Annotated in this window: 21 protein-coding genes and 1 tRNA gene; 13 read left to right on the forward strand and 9 right to left on the reverse strand. The window is 70.0% G+C overall.

The window, feature by feature from the left end; genetic code table 11:
* Positions 1 to 58: 58 nt before the first annotated feature.
* On the forward strand, positions 59 to 571 hold the full coding sequence (locus tag WFJ36_RS11615) for a methylated-DNA--[protein]-cysteine S-methyltransferase (protein ID WP_292788558.1): 513 nt from the start codon (positions 59 to 61) through the stop codon (positions 569 to 571).
* A 62-nt stretch (positions 572 to 633) separates the two neighbouring features.
* Here the strand turns inward: WFJ36_RS11615 and WFJ36_RS11620 are convergent, their stop codons facing one another.
* Positions 634 to 2,271, reverse strand: a complete 1,638-nt coding sequence (locus tag WFJ36_RS11620; protein WP_071328808.1) for a solute symporter family protein — start codon at positions 2,269 to 2,271, stop codon at positions 634 to 636.
* Positions 2,268 to 2,633, reverse strand: coding sequence for a DUF485 domain-containing protein (locus tag WFJ36_RS11625; protein WP_396654698.1), 366 nt, complete (start codon positions 2,631 to 2,633; stop codon positions 2,268 to 2,270). Before WFJ36_RS11625 ends, WFJ36_RS11620 begins: the two co-directional genes overlap by 4 nt.
* Positions 2,634 to 2,724: 91 nt before the next feature.
* On the opposite strand from WFJ36_RS11625, the gene WFJ36_RS11630 reads away from it, so the two are divergent.
* Together WFJ36_RS11630 and WFJ36_RS11635 are read left to right on the forward strand one after the other, a co-directional pair.
* Entirely contained in the window at positions 2,725 to 3,582 is an 858-nt protein-coding gene (locus WFJ36_RS11630; RefSeq protein WP_292788555.1) for a LuxR C-terminal-related transcriptional regulator, read from the forward strand.
* Between the two features lie 89 nt (positions 3,583 to 3,671).
* A complete protein-coding gene (locus tag WFJ36_RS11635; protein WP_071328811.1) occupies positions 3,672 to 4,034 on the forward strand; it encodes a histone-like nucleoid-structuring protein Lsr2 in 363 nt (120 codons plus the stop codon).
* Between the two features lie 17 nt (positions 4,035 to 4,051).
* Here WFJ36_RS11635 and WFJ36_RS11640 read toward each other — a convergent pair whose 3' ends face one another.
* Positions 4,052 to 4,684 carry a MarR family winged helix-turn-helix transcriptional regulator gene (locus WFJ36_RS11640; RefSeq protein ID WP_292788553.1) on the reverse strand — a complete coding sequence of 211 codons (633 nt, stop codon included), beginning with the start codon at positions 4,682 to 4,684 and terminating at the stop codon, positions 4,052 to 4,054.
* 75 nt (positions 4,685 to 4,759) lie between these two features.
* Here WFJ36_RS11640 and idi point away from each other — a divergent pair, with 75 nt between their 5' ends.
* From idi to WFJ36_RS11680, 8 genes are read left to right on the forward strand one after another with little or no spacing between them, the layout of a single operon-like run.
* Positions 4,760 to 5,281 (forward strand): isopentenyl-diphosphate Delta-isomerase, encoded by a 522-nt coding sequence (gene idi, locus WFJ36_RS11645; RefSeq protein ID WP_292788551.1) that lies wholly within the window; start codon positions 4,760 to 4,762, stop codon positions 5,279 to 5,281.
* Between the two features lie 3 nt (positions 5,282 to 5,284).
* Positions 5,285 to 6,367, forward strand: a complete 1,083-nt coding sequence (locus WFJ36_RS11650; RefSeq protein ID WP_336643319.1) for a polyprenyl synthetase family protein — start codon at positions 5,285 to 5,287, stop codon at positions 6,365 to 6,367.
* Positions 6,364 to 7,272 carry a phytoene/squalene synthase family protein gene (locus WFJ36_RS11655; RefSeq protein WP_292788548.1) on the forward strand — a complete coding sequence of 303 codons (909 nt, stop codon included), beginning with the start codon at positions 6,364 to 6,366 and terminating at the stop codon, positions 7,270 to 7,272. The genes WFJ36_RS11650 and WFJ36_RS11655 overlap by 4 nt, the downstream gene beginning before the upstream one ends.
* Positions 7,269 to 8,861, forward strand: coding sequence for a phytoene desaturase family protein (gene crtI / locus WFJ36_RS11660; RefSeq protein ID WP_292788546.1), 1,593 nt, complete (start codon positions 7,269 to 7,271; stop codon positions 8,859 to 8,861). The genes WFJ36_RS11655 and crtI overlap by 4 nt, the downstream gene beginning before the upstream one ends.
* The gene (locus WFJ36_RS11665; RefSeq protein WP_071328816.1) at positions 8,861 to 9,208 is read left to right on the forward strand and encodes a lycopene cyclase domain-containing protein; all 348 of its coding nucleotides are present in this window, start codon (positions 8,861 to 8,863) and stop codon (positions 9,206 to 9,208) included. Before crtI ends, WFJ36_RS11665 begins: the two co-directional genes overlap by 1 nt.
* Positions 9,205 to 9,540, forward strand: coding sequence for a lycopene cyclase domain-containing protein (locus tag WFJ36_RS11670; protein ID WP_071328817.1), 336 nt, complete (start codon positions 9,205 to 9,207; stop codon positions 9,538 to 9,540). Before WFJ36_RS11665 ends, WFJ36_RS11670 begins: the two co-directional genes overlap by 4 nt.
* A complete protein-coding gene (locus WFJ36_RS11675) occupies positions 9,537 to 10,430 on the forward strand; it encodes a prenyltransferase (protein WP_292788544.1) in 894 nt (297 codons plus the stop codon). Before WFJ36_RS11670 ends, WFJ36_RS11675 begins: the two co-directional genes overlap by 4 nt.
* A 41-nt stretch (positions 10,431 to 10,471) precedes the next feature.
* Entirely contained in the window at positions 10,472 to 12,658 is a 2,187-nt protein-coding gene (locus WFJ36_RS11680) for an MMPL family transporter (protein ID WP_292788542.1), read from the forward strand.
* Between the two features lie 18 nt (positions 12,659 to 12,676).
* On the opposite strand, the gene WFJ36_RS11685 is transcribed toward WFJ36_RS11680, so the two are convergent.
* From WFJ36_RS11685 to WFJ36_RS11700, 4 genes are all read right to left on the reverse strand, one after another.
* A tRNA-Arg gene (locus WFJ36_RS11685) sits at positions 12,677 to 12,750 on the reverse strand.
* A gap of 48 nt (positions 12,751 to 12,798) precedes the next feature.
* A complete protein-coding gene (locus WFJ36_RS11690) occupies positions 12,799 to 13,296 on the reverse strand; it encodes an HNH endonuclease (RefSeq protein WP_060921795.1) in 498 nt (165 codons plus the stop codon).
* 307 nt (positions 13,297 to 13,603) lie between these two features.
* Positions 13,604 to 14,329, reverse strand: a complete 726-nt coding sequence (locus tag WFJ36_RS11695; RefSeq protein WP_256209424.1) for a M23 family metallopeptidase — start codon at positions 14,327 to 14,329, stop codon at positions 13,604 to 13,606.
* 342 nt (positions 14,330 to 14,671) lie between these two features.
* Positions 14,672 to 15,373, reverse strand: coding sequence for a metal-dependent transcriptional regulator (locus WFJ36_RS11700; RefSeq protein ID WP_025105536.1), 702 nt, complete (start codon positions 15,371 to 15,373; stop codon positions 14,672 to 14,674).
* A 101-nt stretch (positions 15,374 to 15,474) separates the two neighbouring features.
* On the opposite strand from WFJ36_RS11700, the gene serC reads away from it, so the two are divergent.
* Entirely contained in the window at positions 15,475 to 16,587 is a 1,113-nt protein-coding gene (gene serC / locus WFJ36_RS11705) for a phosphoserine transaminase (RefSeq protein WP_071328820.1), read from the forward strand.
* Between the two features lie 9 nt (positions 16,588 to 16,596).
* Here the strand turns inward: serC and WFJ36_RS11710 are convergent, their stop codons facing one another.
* Together WFJ36_RS11710 and WFJ36_RS11715 are read right to left on the reverse strand one after the other, a co-directional pair.
* Positions 16,597 to 17,250 (reverse strand): DUF3027 domain-containing protein, encoded by a 654-nt coding sequence (locus WFJ36_RS11710; RefSeq protein ID WP_336643320.1) that lies wholly within the window; start codon positions 17,248 to 17,250, stop codon positions 16,597 to 16,599.
* Complete coding sequence (locus WFJ36_RS11715; protein WP_025105533.1) at positions 17,234 to 17,614, reverse strand: cold-shock protein; 381 nt, start codon at positions 17,612 to 17,614, stop codon at positions 17,234 to 17,236. The genes WFJ36_RS11710 and WFJ36_RS11715 overlap by 17 nt, the downstream gene beginning before the upstream one ends.
* 113 nt (positions 17,615 to 17,727) lie before the next feature.
* Between WFJ36_RS11715 and WFJ36_RS11720 the strand changes: the two genes are divergently transcribed.
* Positions 17,728 to 18,003 (forward strand): multidrug ABC transporter ATPase, encoded by a 276-nt coding sequence (locus tag WFJ36_RS11720; RefSeq protein WP_071328822.1) that lies wholly within the window; start codon positions 17,728 to 17,730, stop codon positions 18,001 to 18,003.
* Positions 18,004 to 18,007 lie beyond the last annotated feature (4 nt).

The following is an 18,007-nucleotide window of genomic DNA, read 5'->3' on the forward strand; positions in this document are numbered from 1 at the left end:
GCGCGACCAGGCCGACGACCGGTTCTCTCGGGTCGAACGGGCCGGTCAGGATGGGGACATGACTTTCCGCTACGACTTCGCTCCGACGCCCTTCGGCGACGCCCTCGCGGTCTTCTCCGACGAGGGCATCGTGCGCTTCGATCTCTCCGAGTCCGCAGACCCGCAGGTGCCGTGGCTGCTCGAGAGCGTGTCGCGACAGCTCGGTGCAGTCCCGGAGCCCGACCCCGGCGCCGCCGACGAGCTCGTCCCGCTCCTCGACGCGTACTTCGACGGCGAGCCCGTGCGCTTCGACGAGCACATCCGCCTCGACTGGCGCCTCGTGGACGGGTTCCACCGGACGGCGCTGCACACCGTGAGCGACATCCCCTGGGGCCAGACCCTGAGCTACGGAGAGGTCGCCGTGCTCGCCGGGCATCCGGGAGCGGCCCGCGCCGTCGGGACGGCGTGCCGCCTCACGCCGTTCTCGATCATCGTGCCCGTGCACCGGGTCGTGCGCTCCGACGGTTCGCCGGGGCACTACGGCGGCCACCCGGAGCGGAAGCGCTTCCTGCTGGACCTCGAGTCTCGGTGAGACCGCCCCTGGGGTGCGGGCCCGGCGAGTAGGCCGCCGGGCCCGCACCCGAGGAGGTCGCGTCAGTGGTCGACGGCCTTCTCCGCACCGAAGCCGGTGAGCGAGCGGACCTCCATCTCGGCTGCCAGCTCGGGAGACTCGCGCCGGGTGCTGGTGACGGTTCCGAGCCAGCCGAGGGCGAATCCGAGCGGTATGGACACGATGCCCGGGTTGTTCAACGGCCAGATGGCGATGTCGATCCCGGGGATCATCGACGTGGGCGTGCCGGAGAACACGGGCGACAGGATGATGAGGATGATCGCCGACCCGAGCCCTCCGTACATGCTCCACACCGCGCCCCGCGTCGTGAACCGGCGCCAGAACAGGGAGTAGAGGATCGTCGGCAGGTTGGCCGACGCCGCCACCGCGAAGGCGAGTGCCACGAGGAAGGCGATGTTCTGCCCCTGCGCCCCGATGCCGCCGACGATCGCGAGGATGCCGATGACGATGACCGTCCGGCGAGCGACCCGCACCTCGCCGTTGGGGTCAGCCTCGACCGGCTTGCCCTCCGCGTCTTTCCGTCCCTTCTGGATGACGTTCGCGTAGATGTCGTGCGCGAACGACGCCGCCGCCGTGATGGTGAGTCCGGCGACGACCGCGAGGATCGTGGCGAACGCCACCGCGGAGATGAACCCGAGGAGCACGGGACCGCCGAGCTTCAACGCCAGCAGCGGCGCGGCGGAGTTCACTCCCCCGGGTGCCGCGGCGATCACATCGGCGCCGACGAGCGCACCGGCTCCGTAACCGAGCACCAGCGTGAGCAGGTAGAACCCGCCGATCAGCCAGATCGCCCACACCACCGAACGCCGCGCCTCCTTGGCGGTCGGCACGGTGTAGAAGCGCATGAGCACGTGCGGCAGCCCCGCGGTGCCGAGCACCAGTGCCATGCCCAAGGACAGGAAATCCCACGGGTTGGCGCCGTACTGCAGGCCCGGCGCCAGCACCGCCTCGCCCTTGTCGGAGTTGGCCACGGCAGCCTCCAGCAGGGTGTTCAGGCTGAAGCCGTTGATCGCGAGGACCCAGATCGTCATCGCCAGTGCGCCGCCGATGAGGAGGACCGCCTTGACGATCTGCACCCACGTGGTGCCCTTCATCCCGCCGATCAGCACGTAGACGATCATGAGGATGCCGACGACGGCGATGACGACCGACTGCCCGACGCGCCCGTCGATCCCGAGCAGCAGAGACACGAGACCGCCCGCACCCGCCATCTGCGCGAGGAGGTAGAAGAAGCAGACAGCGAGCGTGGTGATCGCCGCCGCCATCCGCACCGGGCGCTGCTTCAAGCGGAACGAGAGCACGTCCGCCATCGTGAACTTGCCCGTGTTGCGCATGAGCTCCGCCACGAGCAGCAGCGCGACCAGCCAGGCGACGAGGAATCCGATGGAGTAGAGGAATCCGTCGTACCCGTTGATCGCGATGGCACCGCAGATGCCGAGGAACGATGCCGCGGACAGGTAGTCGCCCGCGATCGCGAATCCGTTCTGGGGTCCCGTGAAGGAGCGTCCGGCCGCGTAGTAGTCGGCGGCCGTCTTGTTGTTCCGGCTGGCGCGGATGACGATGAACAATGTCACCGCGACGAAGGCCAGGAAGATCGAGATGTTGAACACCGGGTTGATGTCGAGTGCGACATCCTCGGTGGCCGTGCGGATGATGGTCATGCGTCCGCCTGCGCCTTCTCGAGTTCTTCACGGATCTCCGACGCCAGCGGATCGAGCTTCCTATTCGCGAATGCGACGTACGCCATCGTGATGGCGAATGTCGTCACGAACTGACCGAGCCCGAAGAGCAGCCCGACGGTGATATCGCCCCAGACGCGCTGGGCCATGAAATCGCGGGCGAATGCCGCCAGCAGCACGTAGACGAAATACCACACGAGGAAGAACGCGGCGAGGGGGAAGATGAAGGACCGCTGCGTCCGTTTCAACCGCAGGAATCGGGGGGATTGCTCGACGGCGACATAATTGATCGCACCGTTCTGAGGGGTCGGAATTGGTTCGCTCACGGGGCCTCCTTGCCACATGTCCGCTGCACGCGCGGCCGTCGCCGCCCGAGTGGTAGGGTCGACGCTACGAAACGGGGAACGGTGCCGTCACCCCCGAAAGTAGGTATTCGTGAGCTCTCCGATCACCGTCGAATCCGAGGCGGAGCTCGTCGCCAACGCGGTGCGCGAGCTGGCGCGGCGCACCCGCTTCCCCGTCGCGTTCGGCGGGCTGATCGACGAGGGCGTCGTGAGCGTCACGAGCATCGTCGGGGCCCGCACGCGTGCTCTCGACGGGCTCCGCGTGCGCCCCGAGCGTGGCCTCGGGGGCCGGGCGATGATGGAGCTGCGTCCGCGGATGACGAGCGACTACGGGTCCTCTCGCCAGATCACCCACGACTACGACGTCTTCGTGCTCGGCGAGGGTCTGCGGACGCTGCTCGCCCTGCCGATCGTCGTCCAGGGCCGCCCTCGCGGCGTGCTCTATGCCGGAGCCTGGGCCGAGGAGAGGATCGGCGGCGTGACGACGGCCCCGGCCATGCAGGTCGCGCAGTCCGTCGCCGACGAGCTGCGCATCCGGGACGAGGTGCAGCGCCGCCTCCGCGCTGCATCACCCGCGCCCGCAGCGGTCGCGCCCGCGCAGCGCGAGGAGCTGCGCGAGAGCTTCGCCGAGCTCCGCAGCATCGCCGCCACGGTCGATGACGCCGACGTCCGCGCACGACTGGCGCAGGTCGAGCGCCGGCTGCTGACCCTCGCCGGAGACGACCTCCCGATCACGACCGGGCCGGTCCCTGTTATCCACCTCTCCCCGCGCGAGACGGATGTGCTCGCGTGCGCGGCCCTCGGATCGACGAATGCCGAGATCGCCGCCCATCTCGGTCTGCGCGAAGGCACCGTCAAGGCCTATCTCGGAACCGCGATGTCGAAATTGGACGCGTCGACGCGGCATGCCGCCGTGACCAAAGCGCGTCGCGCGGGCCTGCTCCCCTGAATCGGCATTCTCCGCGGATGCGTCACACGGCGCCATGAAGGAAGCGCCTTTGTTGTGCGCATTCCCGCCGCCGCGATAAAGTCGCTGGCATGGCGAGAAGAATTGTGCACCAGCTGGTCGACGATATCGACGGCACCGTCCTGGAGGTCGGAGAAGGCGAGACCGTGCATTTCTCGCTGAACGGCACCTCCTACGAGATCGATCTGAATTCCGCGCACGCCGAGGAATTGCGCCAGGCACTCGAGCCGTACATCACGGCTGGGCGTCGGGCGGGATCCGGAGCGTCCTCCGGCGGGGGCCGCTCCTCGTCCTCGTCTTCGTCGCGGAAGCGGCCCTCACGTAATCCCGAGGTCGCGGCGATCCGCGCCTGGGCGAAGGAGAACGGGTACACGCTCTCGGAGCGGGGCCGCGTTCCGGCCCCCATCCTCGACGCGTACCGCGCCGCTCATTGATCCGGTCCCGCCCCACCTCATGGTCGGGCGGGATCTTCTTTCGCGCCCTCGATCGCCCAGGCTTCGTCCCGGAGGGTGATCTCCTCCGTCATGTCCTGCAGGAAGCGGATGACCACGTCGCGCTCCGCCGCCGACAGCCGCGCGGCCGCGTAGAAGCGCTTGGCCTGCTGACGCCCGACCGTCTCCATCGCGGCGTGCCTGGTCTCCGGGGTGATGGTGATCGCGAGGGCGCGGCGATCGGTGGGATGCGGCGCCCGCCGGATGTGCCCGCCCTTCTCCAGCCGGTCGAGGAGCTTCGTGGTCGCCGCGGTCGAGACGCCGAGGTGGTGGGCGATCCCGCTGGGCGTCGCCACGACCGAGCGGTTGTCGCACACGATCAGATAGTGCAGCGCCCGCATGTCGGTCTCGTTCAGCTGCATGTACCTCCGCGACGCCTGCGAGAGACGCTGCTCGGCCTCGCGCAACCCGCCCAGCGCCTCCATGAGGCGCCCGATCTGACGCAGGTCCTCCGGAGCGACACCGGAGCGGTCGACGAGCGTGCTGCGGGGGTCGCTGGCGTCGACGTCGTAGATGGAGCCCTGGGCGAGCTCGTCGGGCCCTGCGGTCGATGAAGCCTCGGCGACCGGGGTGGTGCGGGGCTCGGAGGGCATGCGATCATGTTACACACCAACAGCTTCATGCTAAGTTGATATTTCGCCAGGTTAGCTAAATGACGAGAGGGAGCCATGGACAACGTCACACTCCTCGCCGAAGACGGGACTGCCGTCGGCATCCTGCCGAAGAGCGAAGTCCACACGACCGACACCCCCCTCCACCTCGCCTTCTCCTGCTACGTGCAGGATCGAGAGGGACGCCTGCTCGTCACGCGTCGCGCCCTCGGCAAGCGCACGTGGCCGGGCGTCTGGACTAACAGCTTCTGCGGTCACCCGCAGCCCGGCGAGGACATGATCGAGGCGGTGCGCCGACGCGGCTCCGAGGAACTGGGGATCCAGGTCACCGACGTTCGGCTCGCCCTCCCCGACTACCGCTACCGCGCCGTGGACGCGAGCGGCATCGTCGAGAACGAGATCTGCCCGGTACACATCGCGGTGGTCGACGGGCAGCCCGTCGCGAACCCCGACGAGGTGGCGGAGTGGGAATGGGTCGACGTGGACGACCTGCTCGCCGCGGTCACCCGCACCCCCTTCGCCTTCAGCCCCTGGCTCGCGGAGCAGCTCCCGCTCCTCCGGCGACACGGAGAGGTCTGAACCATGGTCGTCACGCTGACAGAGGAAGACCTCGGCACCCGCATCGAGGCGGTGCTGCGGCAGCGGTTCACCGAGCGCACCGCCGCCGCCGAGCACTACGGGTCAGAGTTCGCAGCACTGTGGCATACCGCCGCAGAGCACGCCCTCGGCGGGAAGCTCCTGCGTCCGCGCATGCTCATGGACCTGCTCACCGCACTCACCGCGGCTCCGCTCACGGAGAAGGACACCGCACGGGCGATCGATGTGGCCGCTCATGTCGAGCTGCTGCACTTCGCGTTCCTCCTGCACGACGACGTCATCGACGGCGACCTCACGCGCCGCCGTCGTCCCAATCTCATCGGCTCTCTCGTCTCCCGTCGTCCCGACGAGTCCGGCGACGCGGCTCTGCACTGGGGCCGCTCGAGCGCCATCCTCCTCGGAGACCTCCTGCTGTCCAGCGCCGTGCTCGGCTTCGCGCGCGCCGACCTCCCCACCGCGCGAAGGGAGCGACTGCTCGCCCTCCTCGAGACGACCGTGTTCGAGACCGTCGCCGGCGAGCACTCCGACGTGGCCCTCAGCGATGGCATCATCGCGGCGGACCTCCGCACCATCCTCGCCACGAGCGCGTCGAAGACCGCCGCCTATTCCTTCGTCCTCCCGCTCCGCGCGGCGGCGATCCTGTCCGGGGCGCCGACGGCAGCCGAGGAGCAGCTGACCGAGATCGGCGGCCACCTCGGGCTCGCCTACCAGCTCCAGGACGACCTTCTTTCCGTGTTCGGAGACCCGGACCTCCACGGCAAGGACCCCTATTCCGACCTCCGCGAGGGCAAGGAGACCGCGATCATCGCCTATGCACGGATGACCAGCCACTGGCCCGGCATCGAGCTGCGGTTCGGCGAGACCGACCTCAGCATCGACGACGCGGCGGAGATGCGCGACCGCCTCCGCGAGTGCGGCGCGGAGGGCTTCGTCCGCGGACTCGTGGAGGAGCAGCTCGCCGCCGTCTCGACCGTCCTCGCGGAAGCCGAGGAGGCGGGCACGCTCTCGGCCGACGCCGGACGCGTCGTCCTCGCGCTGGCCGACCGGATCGAGGGCCGCAGCCGATGACCGCGACCCCCGCCGAGCACCGCGACGACGCGGCGCTGCGCCGCTTCAGCCGCACCGCCGAGATCGCGACCTCCGACGTGATCCGCACCTACTCGACGTCGTTCGGCCTGGCCACCCGCCTCCTCGGGCGACGCCACCGTCAGCACGTCCGCAACATCTACGCCATGGTGCGCATCGCGGACGAGATCGTCGACGGAGTCGCCGCCGAGGCCGGGCTCGACGCGGGCGCCCAGGCCGCCGCCCTGGACTCGTACATCGCGGAGACCCATCGGTCGATGCGGACCGGCTACAGCAGCGACCTCATCCTGCACGCGTTCGCGCGGACAGCGCGCGAGTGTGGGATCGGCGAAGACCTCACCCAGCCGTTCTTCGACTCGATGCGCGCCGACATCGCCGGCCCCTCCGGCTTCACGGCCTACGACGCCGACGCGCACGCCGCGTACGTCTACGGGTCGGCGGAGGTCGTCGGCCTCATGTGCCTGCGGGTCTTCCTCCGCGATGCCACGCGCACGCCGGCCGAACTCGAGATCCTCGACCGCGGGGCGCGACGGCTGGGAGCCGCGTTCCAGAACGTGAATTTCCTCCGCGACCTCGCCGACGACACCGACCGCCTGCAGCGCGGCTACCTCGGCGGCTCGGAACGTCTCACCGACGCGGACCGCGACGCCTGGGTCGACACCGTCCACCGTCAGCTCGCCGACGCGAGAGCCGCGATCCCGCTGCTCCCGAAGGACGCCCGTGCCGCTGTCCGGAGCGCCCTCGCCCTCTTCGCCGCCCTGACCCAACGCGTCGCGCGGACCCCTGCAGCCGAGCTGTACCGCCGCCGGGTCCGCGTGCCGGATCCGATCAAGGCGCTGCTCGCCGCGCGCGCCGTCGTCGTCACGAGCCTGGAGCGGGACCGATGAGCCGCATCGTTGTCATCGGCGCCGGTGTGGCCGGTCTGGCCACGGCCGGGCTGCTCGCGCGCGACGGGCACGACGTCGTGGTGCTGGAGAAGAACGACCGCGTCGGCGGACGGGCGGGCACCATCGAGCGCGACGGCTTCCGGTTCGACTCCGGCCCCTCGTGGTACCTCATGCCCGAGGTGTTCGACCACTACTTCGCGATGATGGGGACCAGCACCGCGGAGCAGCTCGACCTGACGCTGCTCGATCCGGGCTATCGCGTCTTCCGCTCCCCCGAGTCCGGCGACGATCCGGTGACGGTCCCCGCCGGACGGGGCGCCGTCGCGGAGCTGTTCGAGTCGATGGAACCGGGGTCCGCCGCCGCCCTCGACACCTACCTCACCTCCGCGCACGACGCCGGCGCCATGGCACGGAGCTACTTCCTCTACAACCCGTTCACCCGGACCAGGACGCTCGCCGCGGCCGAGGTGGTGCGCGCGCTGCCTCGGCTCTTCTCGCTGCTCGGCACGCGCCTCCAGGCCTTCGCCGCCCGGCGCTTCCGGCACCCGGTGCTGCGGCAGATCCTCGGCTACCCCGCCGTCTTCCTGGGCACCGACCCGCGGACGGCGCCGGCGATGTACCACCTGATGAGCGCGCTCGACCTCGACCAGGGCGTGCTGTATCCGCAGGGCGGCTTCTGGCGTGTCGTCGAGCGGTTGGCGGCGCTGGCCCAGGATGCCGGCGCGCGGATCGTCACCGGGGCGGAGGTCACCGGGATCCGCACCCAGGACGCGGACGGCGCGACGTACGCGACCGGCGTCGGCTGGACGGACCGCGACGGCCACCAGCACGTGGAGGACGCGGACATCGTGGTCTCCGGCGCCGATCTGCACCACACCGAGACGACGCTGCTGCCCCCCACCCTGCAGTCCTACCCCGAGTCCTGGTGGGCGCGGCGCACGAGCGGCCCCGGCGGCGTGCTCGTGATGCTCGGCGTCCGCGGTGCGCTGCCCCAGCTCCCGCACCACTCGCTCTTCTTCACCGACGACTGGGACGCGAACTTCGACGCGATCTTCGGTCGCACCCCTGCCGTGCCGACCCCGGCGTCCACCTACGTCTGCCGCCCCAGCGCCACCGACGCCGAGGTCGCGCCCGACGGGTATGAGAACCTCTTCGTGCTGGTCCCGGTGCCGGCGGACGTCGAGCTCGGGCACGGGGGAAGCGACGGCGCCGGTTCCCCGGCCGTCGAGGAGGCCGCGGACGCCGCGATCGAGATGATCGCTATGTGGGCGGGGATCCCCGATCTGCGGGAACGGATCGTCGTCCGGGAGACGGTGGGGCCGGCCGACTTCCGCGACGACTACCACTCCTGGCGGGGCGGCATGCTCGGCCCCGCGCACATCCTCTCGCAGAGCGCCATGTTCCGCGCGCAGAACGCCTCCCGCCGGGTGCAGGGGCTGTATTACGCCGGGGCGACCACCGCACCGGGCGTCGGGGTGCCGATGTGCCTCATCAGTGCCGAGATCGTGCTCAAGCGCATCCGGGGCGACCACTCCCCCGGTCCGCTGCCGGAGCCGGCCCCACGACCGGCGAGCGCGGAGCGGGCATGATGGGCGCGATCTACCTGACGGCGCTCCTCGTGTCCCTCGGCTGCATGCTGCTGCTGGACTGGCGGTTCCGCCTCTTCTTCTGGCGCGACGCCGTGGCGGCGGCCGTCGTCACCGCCGTCGGCCTCGCCTTCTTCCTCGTCTGGGATGTGGCCGGCATCGCGGCGGGGATCTTCTTCCGAGGTGAGGCGGCGATCGCCACGGGCATCGTCCTGGCCCCCGAACTCCCCCTCGAAGAGCCGATCTTCCTGGTCTTCCTCGTCGTCTGCACCATGGTGCTCTACGGCGGCGCCGTGCGCCTCCTCGACGGCCGCCGTGGCCGTACTGACGCGGAAGGAGCGTCGGCATGAGCTACCTCCAGCTGTCGGCGGTCTTCCTCGCCGTCGCCGCCGTGGCCGCGGTCGCGCTCTGCGTCGGCGCGCGGCGGACCCCGCACCTCGGCGCCCTCACGCTCACGGCCCTCGCCCTCCTCGTGCTGACCGCCGTGTTCGACACCGTCATGATCGCCACCGGGCTCTTCCACTACGCCCCCGGCCCACTCGCCGGCGTGCACATCGGGCTCGCCCCAATCGAGGACTTCGCCTACCCGCTGGCCGGGGTGCTGCTGCTCCCTGCACTGTGGACCGCCCTCCGCGGGCGCCGCTCCCGGACGCGCGCCGCCGCCCGACAGGAGCAGGCATGACCGATCAGACGTCCCGCACCGGGGGCCTCGGCCGCGACATCGCCCAGATCGTGCTGTCCTCCCGACCGATCAGCTGGATCAACACGGCTTTCCCCTTCGCCGCCGCCTACCTGTTGAGCACCAGGGAGATCGACGCGACGTTCGTGATCGGCACGCTGTACTTCCTCATCCCGTACAACCTCGCCATGTACGGCATCAACGACGTCTTCGACTACGCCTCCGATCTGGCCAATCCGCGCAAGGGCGGGATCGAGGGCGCGCTGCTGTCCCCGCGGATCCATCGCGCGACGCTGTGGGCGGCCGCGGCGACGAACGTGCCGTTCCTCGTCTACCTGTTCGCGGTCGGCACCCCGGCGTCGTGGCTGTGGCTCGCCGTCAGCGTCTTCGCCGTCCTCGCCTACTCCGCGCCGGTGCTGCGGTTCAAGGAGCGCCCCTTCCTGGACTCCGTGACCTCGAGCACGCACTTCGTCAGCCCCGCCCTCGTCGGACTCTCGCTCGCCGGAGCCCCCGTCACCACGACCGCCGTCCTCGTCCTCGTCGCCTTCTTCCTCTGGGGTATGGCCGCCCACGCCTTCGGCGCGGTGCAGGACATCGGGCCCGACCGCGAGGGCGGGATCTCGTCCATCGCGACCGTGATCGGAGCCAGGGCCACCGTCCGGCTCTCCCTCGCGCTGTGGGCGATCGCGGGCGGCGCAATGCTGCTGACCCCGTGGCCCGGCCCGCTCGCCGCCGTTCTCGCCGTGCCCTACATCATCAACGCCGCGCCGTGGTGGAACGTCACCGACGAGACCTCGGCCGGCACGAACCGCGCCTGGCGCCGGTTCATCGCGCTGAACTACATCGCGGGCTTCCTCGCCACGATGATCCTCATCCTCGCCTGGGTCTCCTGACCCGTCGCACCCTCCCCGACCGCCCGCCTGAAAGGACCCCGATGTCTCGCCCCGCCCCCGCACCGACGCCGCCGACCCGCGAGCGCACCCGACGCCATTCGTGGCTGCGGGTGTTCCTGCCCGTCGCCCTCATCCTGGTGTGGCTGGCGGGTGCGTCCCTCGGCGGTCCGCTGTTCGGGAAGGTCGACGAGGTGTCGTCGAACGACCAGACCACCTACCTCCCGGAGTCTGCGGACGCGACGACCGTCCAGCAGCTCCTCGGCGAGTTCACCGACAGCGACGCGATCCCGGCGATCGCGGTGTTCACCTCGGAGGAGGAGCTGACGCCGTCCGAACTCGAGGCGATCTCCGACGCGGTGGCCGACGCGCCGGACGTGGAGGGCGTCGCGGACGACGTCTCCCCCGCGATCCCGTCCGAGGACGGCCGAGCCGTGCAGGCCTTCATCCCGATCGACGGCGACGCCGAGCTCAGCGATGCCACCACCGCTCTCGGCGACGAGCTGCGCGCCGCGGTGCCGGACAGCATCACGGTCTCCATCACCGGACCTGCAGGCTTCACGGCCGACCTCGCCGCCGGCTTCGCCGGGATCGACGGCCTCCTTCTCGGCGTCGCGCTGCTCGCCGTGCTCGTGATCCTCGTCCTCGTCTACCGCTCGTTCCTGCTGCCCCTCGTCGTGCTCTCCACAAGCCTGTTCGCGCTCTGCGTCGCGCTGCTCGTCGTGTGGTGGCTGGCGAAGTGGGAGATCCTGCTGCTCAGCGGGCAGACCCAGGGCATCCTCTTCATCCTCGTGATCGGCGCCGCCACCGATTATGCGCTGCTGTTCGTCGCGCGGTTCCGGGAGGAGCTGCGGGTCGCGCAGGACAAGGGCGTCGCCCTTCTCGCCGCGTGGAAGGGATCGGTCGAGCCGATCGTCGCCTCCGGCGGCACGGTGATCGCGGGACTCCTGTGCCTGCTGCTCAGCGATCTGAAGTCGAACAGCACCCTCGGCCCGGTCGCGGCGATCGGCATCGTGTTCGCGATGCTGTCCGCGCTCACGCTCCTGCCTTCGTTGCTGCTGCTGTTCGGGCGCGCCGTCTTCTGGCCCCGTCGCCCCCGGTTCGAGCCGGAGGTCGTGGCCGAGGAGCACGGCATGCGCACCACCGGCCTCTGGGCGCGGCTGTCCGGCCTCATCAAGAAGCGCCCCCGCGTGATCTGGATCGCGACCACACTCGTCCTCCTCGCGGGCGCGGCCGGGGTGACCCAGCTGGACGCGCAGGGTGTTCCGCAGTCCGACCTCGTCCTCGGGGCGTCGGAGGCGCGCGACGGCCAGGTCGCGCTCGGCGAGCACTTCCCCGGAGGCTCGGGGAGCCCGGTCTCCGTGATCGTGGACGAGGACCGCCTGCAGGATGCCGCCGACGTGCTCCTCGCGAACGACGGGATCGACGGGGTGACCGTCACCGCAGCCGATTCCCCGAGCGGCTCCGCTCCGGTGACGGCCGACGGGATCACGGCCGTCGGCCCTCCCGGGACCCCGGCTCCCGAGCCGACGACGGTCGACGGTCAGGTGCTCCTGCAGGGGACGCTGACGGACGCCGCCGACTCCGCTGCGGCGGCCTCCACCGTGCGCGAGCTGCGGGGAGAGCTCGACGACCTCGGCGCCGTGGTCGGCGGGGTGACGGCCACCTCGATCGACACGAACGACGCGTCCATCCACGACCGCAACCTCATCATCCCCGTGATCCTCGTCGTCATCATGATCATCCTCATGCTCCTGCTGCGCTCGATCCTCGCGCCGGTCCTGCTGATCCTCACGACGGTGCTGTCCTTCGGCACGGCCATGGGCGTCTCGGCACTCGTGTTCAACGGCATCTTCGACTTCCCCGGCGCCGATCCCGCCGTCCCGCTTTACGGCTTCGTGTTCCTCGTCGCCCTGGGCATCGACTACAACATCTTCCTCATGACGCGGGTGCGGGAGGAGTCGACGCAGCACGGGACGAGGGAGGGCATCCTCCGCGGGCTCTCGATCACCGGTGGTGTCATCACGTCCGCGGGCCTGGTGCTGGCGTCGACCTTCGCGGCGCTGTCGGTGATCCCGATCCTCTTCCTCGTGCAACTCGCCTTCATCGTCGCGTTCGGAGTGCTGCTGGACACCTTCGTGGTGCGCTCGCTGCTCGTGCCGGCGCTGGCCTACGACATCGGCAAGGCCATCTGGTGGCCGTCGAAGCTCTGGCGGCGCGGTCGGCCCTGACGCGCGCGGAAGCGGGAGTGCCCTCGACAGGATTCGAACCTGCGACCTGCCCTTTAGGAGAGGGCTGCTCTATCCTGCTGAGCTACGAGGGCGCGCAGCCCAGTCTACGGGACCACGGCTGCGCGCCCTCGCGCTGTCCGTCACGCGGCGAGGGCGAGGTAGGGCTCCCAGCGGGGATCGCTGCGCTCCACCCCGCGCACCGTCCACGCCGTGCCGTGCGGCGGGCGCGGCGTGAACCGCAGCTGCCACCGCATCTCCTGCGGGGTGCGGTTGCTCTTGAGGTTGTTGCAGCGCAGGCAGCACGCGACGAGGTTCTCCCAGGAATCCGCGCCGCCGCGCGACCGTGGCAGGACGTGGTCGATGGTCGCAGCAGCCTTGCCGCAGTATCCGCAGCGATGCCCGTCACGCCGCAGCACGCCACGTCGGGTGACCGGCACGCGACGGCTGAGGGGGACGCGCACGTAGCGGGAGAGGATGATCACCGCCGGGCGATCGTAGACGCCGTGGGTACCCCAGACAGGGTCGTCCTCGACTCTCTCGATGACCGTCGCCTTGTCGTTCATCACCAGGACGAGGGCTCTCTTGAAGGACACGATCGCCAACGGCTCGTATCCGGCGTTTAGGACCAGTGTGCGCATTCGTCATCCTCTCGATCCGCCGGGACGGCTTCCCGGCACTCTCGACTCACACGACGTCGTGCAGGAGGAAGAGTGTTCGCAGGGACGAGAAAAGGCGCCGTCTACAGACGGCGCCTCTCGCGCGCGGCAGCACCGCGGCTTCCCTGCGGGCAATGCCGAAGGACGTGACGACCGAGAGCGTCCATGGTTCGGATGCTCGGTGTTCGCTCCATCAGCCTCTCCCGTCTGTATGACGACGGGTTCAGGCTAACCCATCCCGCGAGGACCGAGGCGAAACGGGAGATGAATGCTCGAGAACGTGTCCCGCTCAGCCGGCGTTGACGGAAAGCCAGGACATCGGCTCGACCAGACCGCCGTTGATCCAGACCTCGAAGTGGAGGTGGTTCGCGGTCGACCGGCCCGTGCTGCCCACGTAGCCGATCAGCTGCCCGGCGGCGACGGTCTGGCCTGCCTGCACCTGGCGCGACCCGTAGAGCATGTGGCCGTACGTGGTCTGGACCTGCTGTCCGCCCACGACGCTGTCGAGCATGACGGCGACGCCGTAGCCGCCGATGCTCTCCGCGGAGGCGCGCACGACGCCGGCGGCGGCGGCATAGATCGGTGTACCGGCCGGCGCGAGCATGTCGGCACCGTTGTGCCCGCCGCCGACGGTACGGCTCACGTTCCACGAACCGAGCGGCAGGGGGTAGCGGACCTGGCCGGAGCCGGGGGCGACGAGCGCGTAGCCGGACGTGTTGAAGGTGCCGGAGGACGGCGCGGACGCGGATGCGGACGCGGCAGCAGCGGCAGCACGGGCCGCGGCGGCGGCCGCTTCTTCTGCCTTCTTCTTCTCGATCTCCTCCGGCGTGGTCGCGCTGAAGGCCCCACGGACGAGCGGAGCCGCCGTGGCCTCCGATGCGACGACGAGCGACTGTGCGTCGACTGCGGCGAGCTGCTGCACGGTCTGCGCCGTGGCGTCCGTCGGCTTCGAGGCCGCGTAGGCGGGCAACGCGACGGCCGCGACGAGAGCACCGACGGCACCGAAGATCGCCACCGACCGGAGAGGGGCTGCGATCTTCCGAGCACTGACCCTGGCACCGGTGCGCCGGGCGGGTACTCGATCTTCAGATGTCTTCGCGGTCGGTTCGATGTCTGCGGCCAAAACGTGGTCCTCCTGAGCCTTCGCACCTCGGGTGGCGCTGGCTCGTCGGCCTCTGCCCGAGGGCAGAGATGCACTGCTCGGGTTCGAGCGCATCCCTCTCGGGAAGACGACGAGCCGGAAGGCGGATCTTCGCGGTTCGCCCCCAGCGGGCTTCTTCGCTGAGGACCTGACCGAGGTTACCGGAAGATAACGATCATGTCACCCTGGGAAACTGACAATCCTCGGTGAGGGTTCTCAGGCCGGTTCGCCGACGAGGAAGATGTGCGAGGCCAGCTCCACCGGAAGCTCCAGGCCCTCCTCCTTGCCGTCCATCTGGATGAGCACGTAGCCCTCGTTGAAGCGGAAGTCTCCGCGCGCACCCGGGACGACGCCCGCGTCGCGCAGCTGCTCCAGGAGCTCGGGGTCGACCTGGGCCGGCTCGGCGAGACGGCGGACCGTCCCCTCGACAGGCTCGCCTGCTGCATTCAGCCGCTGCACGAGACCGATCACACCCTCGTCGAAAGTGCGGGCGGGAAGGTCGCCGAGCTGGTCGAGGCCCGGGATCGGGTTGCCGTACGGTGACTCGGTGGGGTGACCGAGCAGCTCGACGAGACGGCGCTCGACCTGCTCGCTCATGACGTGCTCCCAGCGACAGGCCTCCTCGTGCACGAACGCCCAGTCCAGCCCGATCACGTCGGACAGCAGGCGCTCGGCGAGGCGGTGCTTGCGCATGACGTCGACGGCCTTGCGGCGTCCGGCGTCGGTGAGCTCGAGCGTGCGGTCTTCGGACACCACGACGAGGCCGTCGCGCTCCATGCGCCCCACAGTCTGCGAGACGGTGGGACCGGAGTGGCCGAGGCGCTCCGAGATGCGCGCCCGCAGCGGCACGATGTTCTCCTCCTCGAGCTCGAGGATGGTGCGGAGATACATCTCCGTGGTGTCGATCAGATCCGTCATGTGGCCCTCCGAAAGTTCTTAGGCAAGCCTACATTCCCCCGGCGACATCGGACGGGGCGGGGGCGGGAGGAACGGCGGCGTGATCCCCCTAGAATCTAGCCATGGCGATCGAGATTCCCCGTGACCTCCTGCCCACAGACGGCCGCTTCGGCTGCGGTCCCTCGAAGGTGCGCGGCGCGCAGCTCGAGGCGCTCGTCACGACGGGAGCCTCGATCCTGGGCACATCGCATCGCCAAGCGCCCGTGAAGAACCTCGTCGGCAGCGTCCGCGAGCAGCTGGCCGCCCTCTTCCGTCTCCCGGAGGGATACGAGATCATCCTCGGCAACGGCGGCTCGACGGCGTTCTGGGACGCCGCGGCCTTCGGTCTGATCGAGCGCCGCAGCCAGAACCTCGTGTTCGGCGAGTTCGGCGGGAAGTTCGCCAAAGCCGCAGGCGCCCCCTGGCTGGAGGCTCCCGACGTCCGTTCCGCCGACCCCGGCTCGCGCAGCACCGCAGAGCTCGTCGAGGGTGTGGACGTGTACGCCTGGCCGCACAACGAGACCTCCACCGGCGTGGCCGCGCCGATCGAGCGCGTCCACGCGGAAGGAGCGCTCACCGTGATCGACGCGACGAGCGCCGCGGGCGGCATCGACCTCGACATGGCGCAGGCCGACGTCTACTACTTCGCCCCGCAGAAGAACCTCGGCTCCGACGGCGGACTCTGGTTCGCCGCGGTCTCCCCCGCCGCGATCGACCGCATCGAGCGGATCGCCGCCTCGGGGCGGTACATCCCGGAGTTCCTGAGCCTGAAGCACGCGGTGGACAACTCGCGGCTCAACCAGACGCTCAACACCCCCGCTCTGACGACGCTGCTCCTCCTGGACGACCAGCTGCGCTGGATCCTCGACAACGGCGGGCTCGCCTGGGCTGCGGCACGGACGGCGGAGTCGTCGTCGGTGCTCTACGACTGGGCGGAGGCGTCCGCCGTGGCGACCCCGTTCGTGGCGGACCCGGCGCACCGCTCGCCCGTGGTCGCGACCATCGACTTCGACGAGAGCGTCGACGCCGCGGCGATCGCGAAGGCGCTGCGCGCCAACGGCATCGTCGACACCGAGCCATACCGCAAGCTCGGCCGCAACCAGCTGCGGGTGGCGACCTTCGTCTCGATCGAGCCGGACGACGTTCGTCAGCTCATCCGGGCCATCGACTTCGTACAGGAGAACCTGGGCGGCTGACCGCCCGGCTCACTCCTCGTCGTCGCCGGCGTCCGCATCGCGGGCGTCGGCGTCGTGGTCTTCGGAGTCCTCCGCCTCGTCGTCTTCGGCTTCGTCTTCTGCCTCGTCGTCGGCGTCGTCTTCCTCGGCGTCGTCGTCGATGTCTTCAGCCTCGGACGCATCGTCGTCGTCGGAGTCGTCGAGCTCGTCGATGTCCACGCCGTCGAGATCGCCGGCGTGGAGGATGTCGGAGCCATCCTCATCGAGCTCGTCATCGTCGACGCCGTCGTCGAGGTCGCCGTCGGTGTCGTCCCCGTCGGCGTCTTCGTCCTCACCGCCGGCTGCCGCAGCCTCGGCCAGCTCCGCCTGGTGCGCACGGTACTCGGCAAGGCGCTCCGCCCACGGGACCCATTCCGGGGCCAGGAGCGCTCCGTCGCCGGGGAGCAGCTCGACCTCGAGGACGGTCGGCTCCTCGTCGTCGACCCGAGCGACCGTCACGGTCCAGTACCAGCCCGGGTAACCGGGGAGACGGTTCTCGAACCGCAGCGAGACGGATCCGTCGTCCTCCGACGTGAAACCCGCAGCCGGCCCGATCGTGGCGGCGGGAGTGATCTCACGCAGAGCGGAGAGCGCGAGGTCATGCGCCTCGACGAGACGCGCGTCGGCGTCAGGCTTCGAGGTCATCGGCGACCTTGCGCAGGACGGCCGCGATCTTGCGGCCATGGCTGGAGGAAGGGTAGCGGCCGCGGCGCAGATCGCCGCCGATGCCGTCGAGGAGCTTCACGAGGTCCTCGATGATGATGGCCATGTCGTCGGCGGGCTTGCGCTTCGCCTTCGCCAGGCTGGGCGGCGCTTCGAGCACGCGGACCGACAGGGCCTGGAGGCCGCGCTTGCCGTCGGCCACGCCGAACTCCACGCGTGCACCGGCCTTCACGGCGGTGCCGGCCGGCATCGCGGAGGCGTGCAGGAAGACATCCTGGCCGTCATCGCTGGCGATGAAGCCGAAACCCTTGTCTTCGTCGTAGAACCTGACCTTGCCGGTGGGCATGGGAGAACCTCGCTGGATCGAATGCTGACGGAACGCGCTCGTGCGCGTGCTCCCAGCCTACCGGTCACGGGCGGAACGGAACCGCTACCGCGCGTGCGAGTAGGCTGGGGCCGATGAGTACGCAGAGTCCCGGACCGGAGGTCCCCATCCGTCGGATCGACCGCATCCTGGCGTTCACCGCGCTCGGCATCGCGGCCGCGTCGGTGATCTGCTTCTTCGTCATCATCATCGGCACGGCACTGGGCATGGACCGGGCCGCGTTCGGCGAAGGCCTCTGGCCGGTGATCGCGGCGATCCCGTACTGGGGACTGCCTCTCGCCTTCGTCATGATCATCGTGCTGCTGGTGATGAGCTTCGTGCGGAAGGGCCGCGCCGAGTCGCGTCGTTGAGGCC

It is taken from the genome of Microbacterium sp. MMO-113 (assembly GCF_037148555.1).
Classification (GTDB): Bacteria; Actinomycetota; Actinomycetes; order Actinomycetales; family Microbacteriaceae; genus Microbacterium.

Coding starts and splice junctions, on each gene's coding strand:
- WFJ36_RS11640 (WP_292788553.1), bottom strand. CDS start 4,684: ATGCCCTCCGAGCCCCGCACCACCCCGGTCGCCGAGGCTTCATCGACC.
- WFJ36_RS11655 (WP_292788548.1), top strand. CDS start 6,364: ATGACCGCGACCCCCGCCGAGCACCGCGACGACGCGGCGCTGCGCCGC.
- WFJ36_RS11650 (WP_336643319.1), top strand. CDS start 5,285: ATGGTCGTCACGCTGACAGAGGAAGACCTCGGCACCCGCATCGAGGCG.
- WFJ36_RS11720 (WP_071328822.1), top strand. CDS start 17,728: ATGAGTACGCAGAGTCCCGGACCGGAGGTCCCCATCCGTCGGATCGAC.
- WFJ36_RS11665 (WP_071328816.1), top strand. CDS start 8,861: ATGGGCGCGATCTACCTGACGGCGCTCCTCGTGTCCCTCGGCTGCATG.
- WFJ36_RS11625 (WP_396654698.1), bottom strand. CDS start 2,633: ATGTGGCAAGGAGGCCCCGTGAGCGAACCAATTCCGACCCCTCAGAAC.
- WFJ36_RS11675 (WP_292788544.1), top strand. CDS start 9,537: ATGACCGATCAGACGTCCCGCACCGGGGGCCTCGGCCGCGACATCGCC.
- WFJ36_RS11620 (WP_071328808.1), bottom strand. CDS start 2,271: ATGACCATCATCCGCACGGCCACCGAGGATGTCGCACTCGACATCAAC.
- WFJ36_RS11635 (WP_071328811.1), top strand. CDS start 3,672: ATGGCGAGAAGAATTGTGCACCAGCTGGTCGACGATATCGACGGCACC.
- WFJ36_RS11715 (WP_025105533.1), bottom strand. CDS start 17,614: ATGCCCACCGGCAAGGTCAGGTTCTACGACGAAGACAAGGGTTTCGGC.
- WFJ36_RS11680 (WP_292788542.1), top strand. CDS start 10,472: ATGTCTCGCCCCGCCCCCGCACCGACGCCGCCGACCCGCGAGCGCACC.
- idi (WP_292788551.1), top strand. CDS start 4,760: ATGGACAACGTCACACTCCTCGCCGAAGACGGGACTGCCGTCGGCATC.
- WFJ36_RS11710 (WP_336643320.1), bottom strand. CDS start 17,250: ATGACCTCGAAGCCTGACGCCGACGCGCGTCTCGTCGAGGCGCATGAC.
- serC (WP_071328820.1), top strand. CDS start 15,475: ATGGCGATCGAGATTCCCCGTGACCTCCTGCCCACAGACGGCCGCTTC.
- WFJ36_RS11670 (WP_071328817.1), top strand. CDS start 9,205: ATGAGCTACCTCCAGCTGTCGGCGGTCTTCCTCGCCGTCGCCGCCGTG.
- WFJ36_RS11690 (WP_060921795.1), bottom strand. CDS start 13,296: ATGCGCACACTGGTCCTAAACGCCGGATACGAGCCGTTGGCGATCGTG.
- WFJ36_RS11615 (WP_292788558.1), top strand. CDS start 59: ATGACTTTCCGCTACGACTTCGCTCCGACGCCCTTCGGCGACGCCCTC.
- WFJ36_RS11700 (WP_025105536.1), bottom strand. CDS start 15,373: ATGACGGATCTGATCGACACCACGGAGATGTATCTCCGCACCATCCTC.
- crtI (WP_292788546.1), top strand. CDS start 7,269: ATGAGCCGCATCGTTGTCATCGGCGCCGGTGTGGCCGGTCTGGCCACG.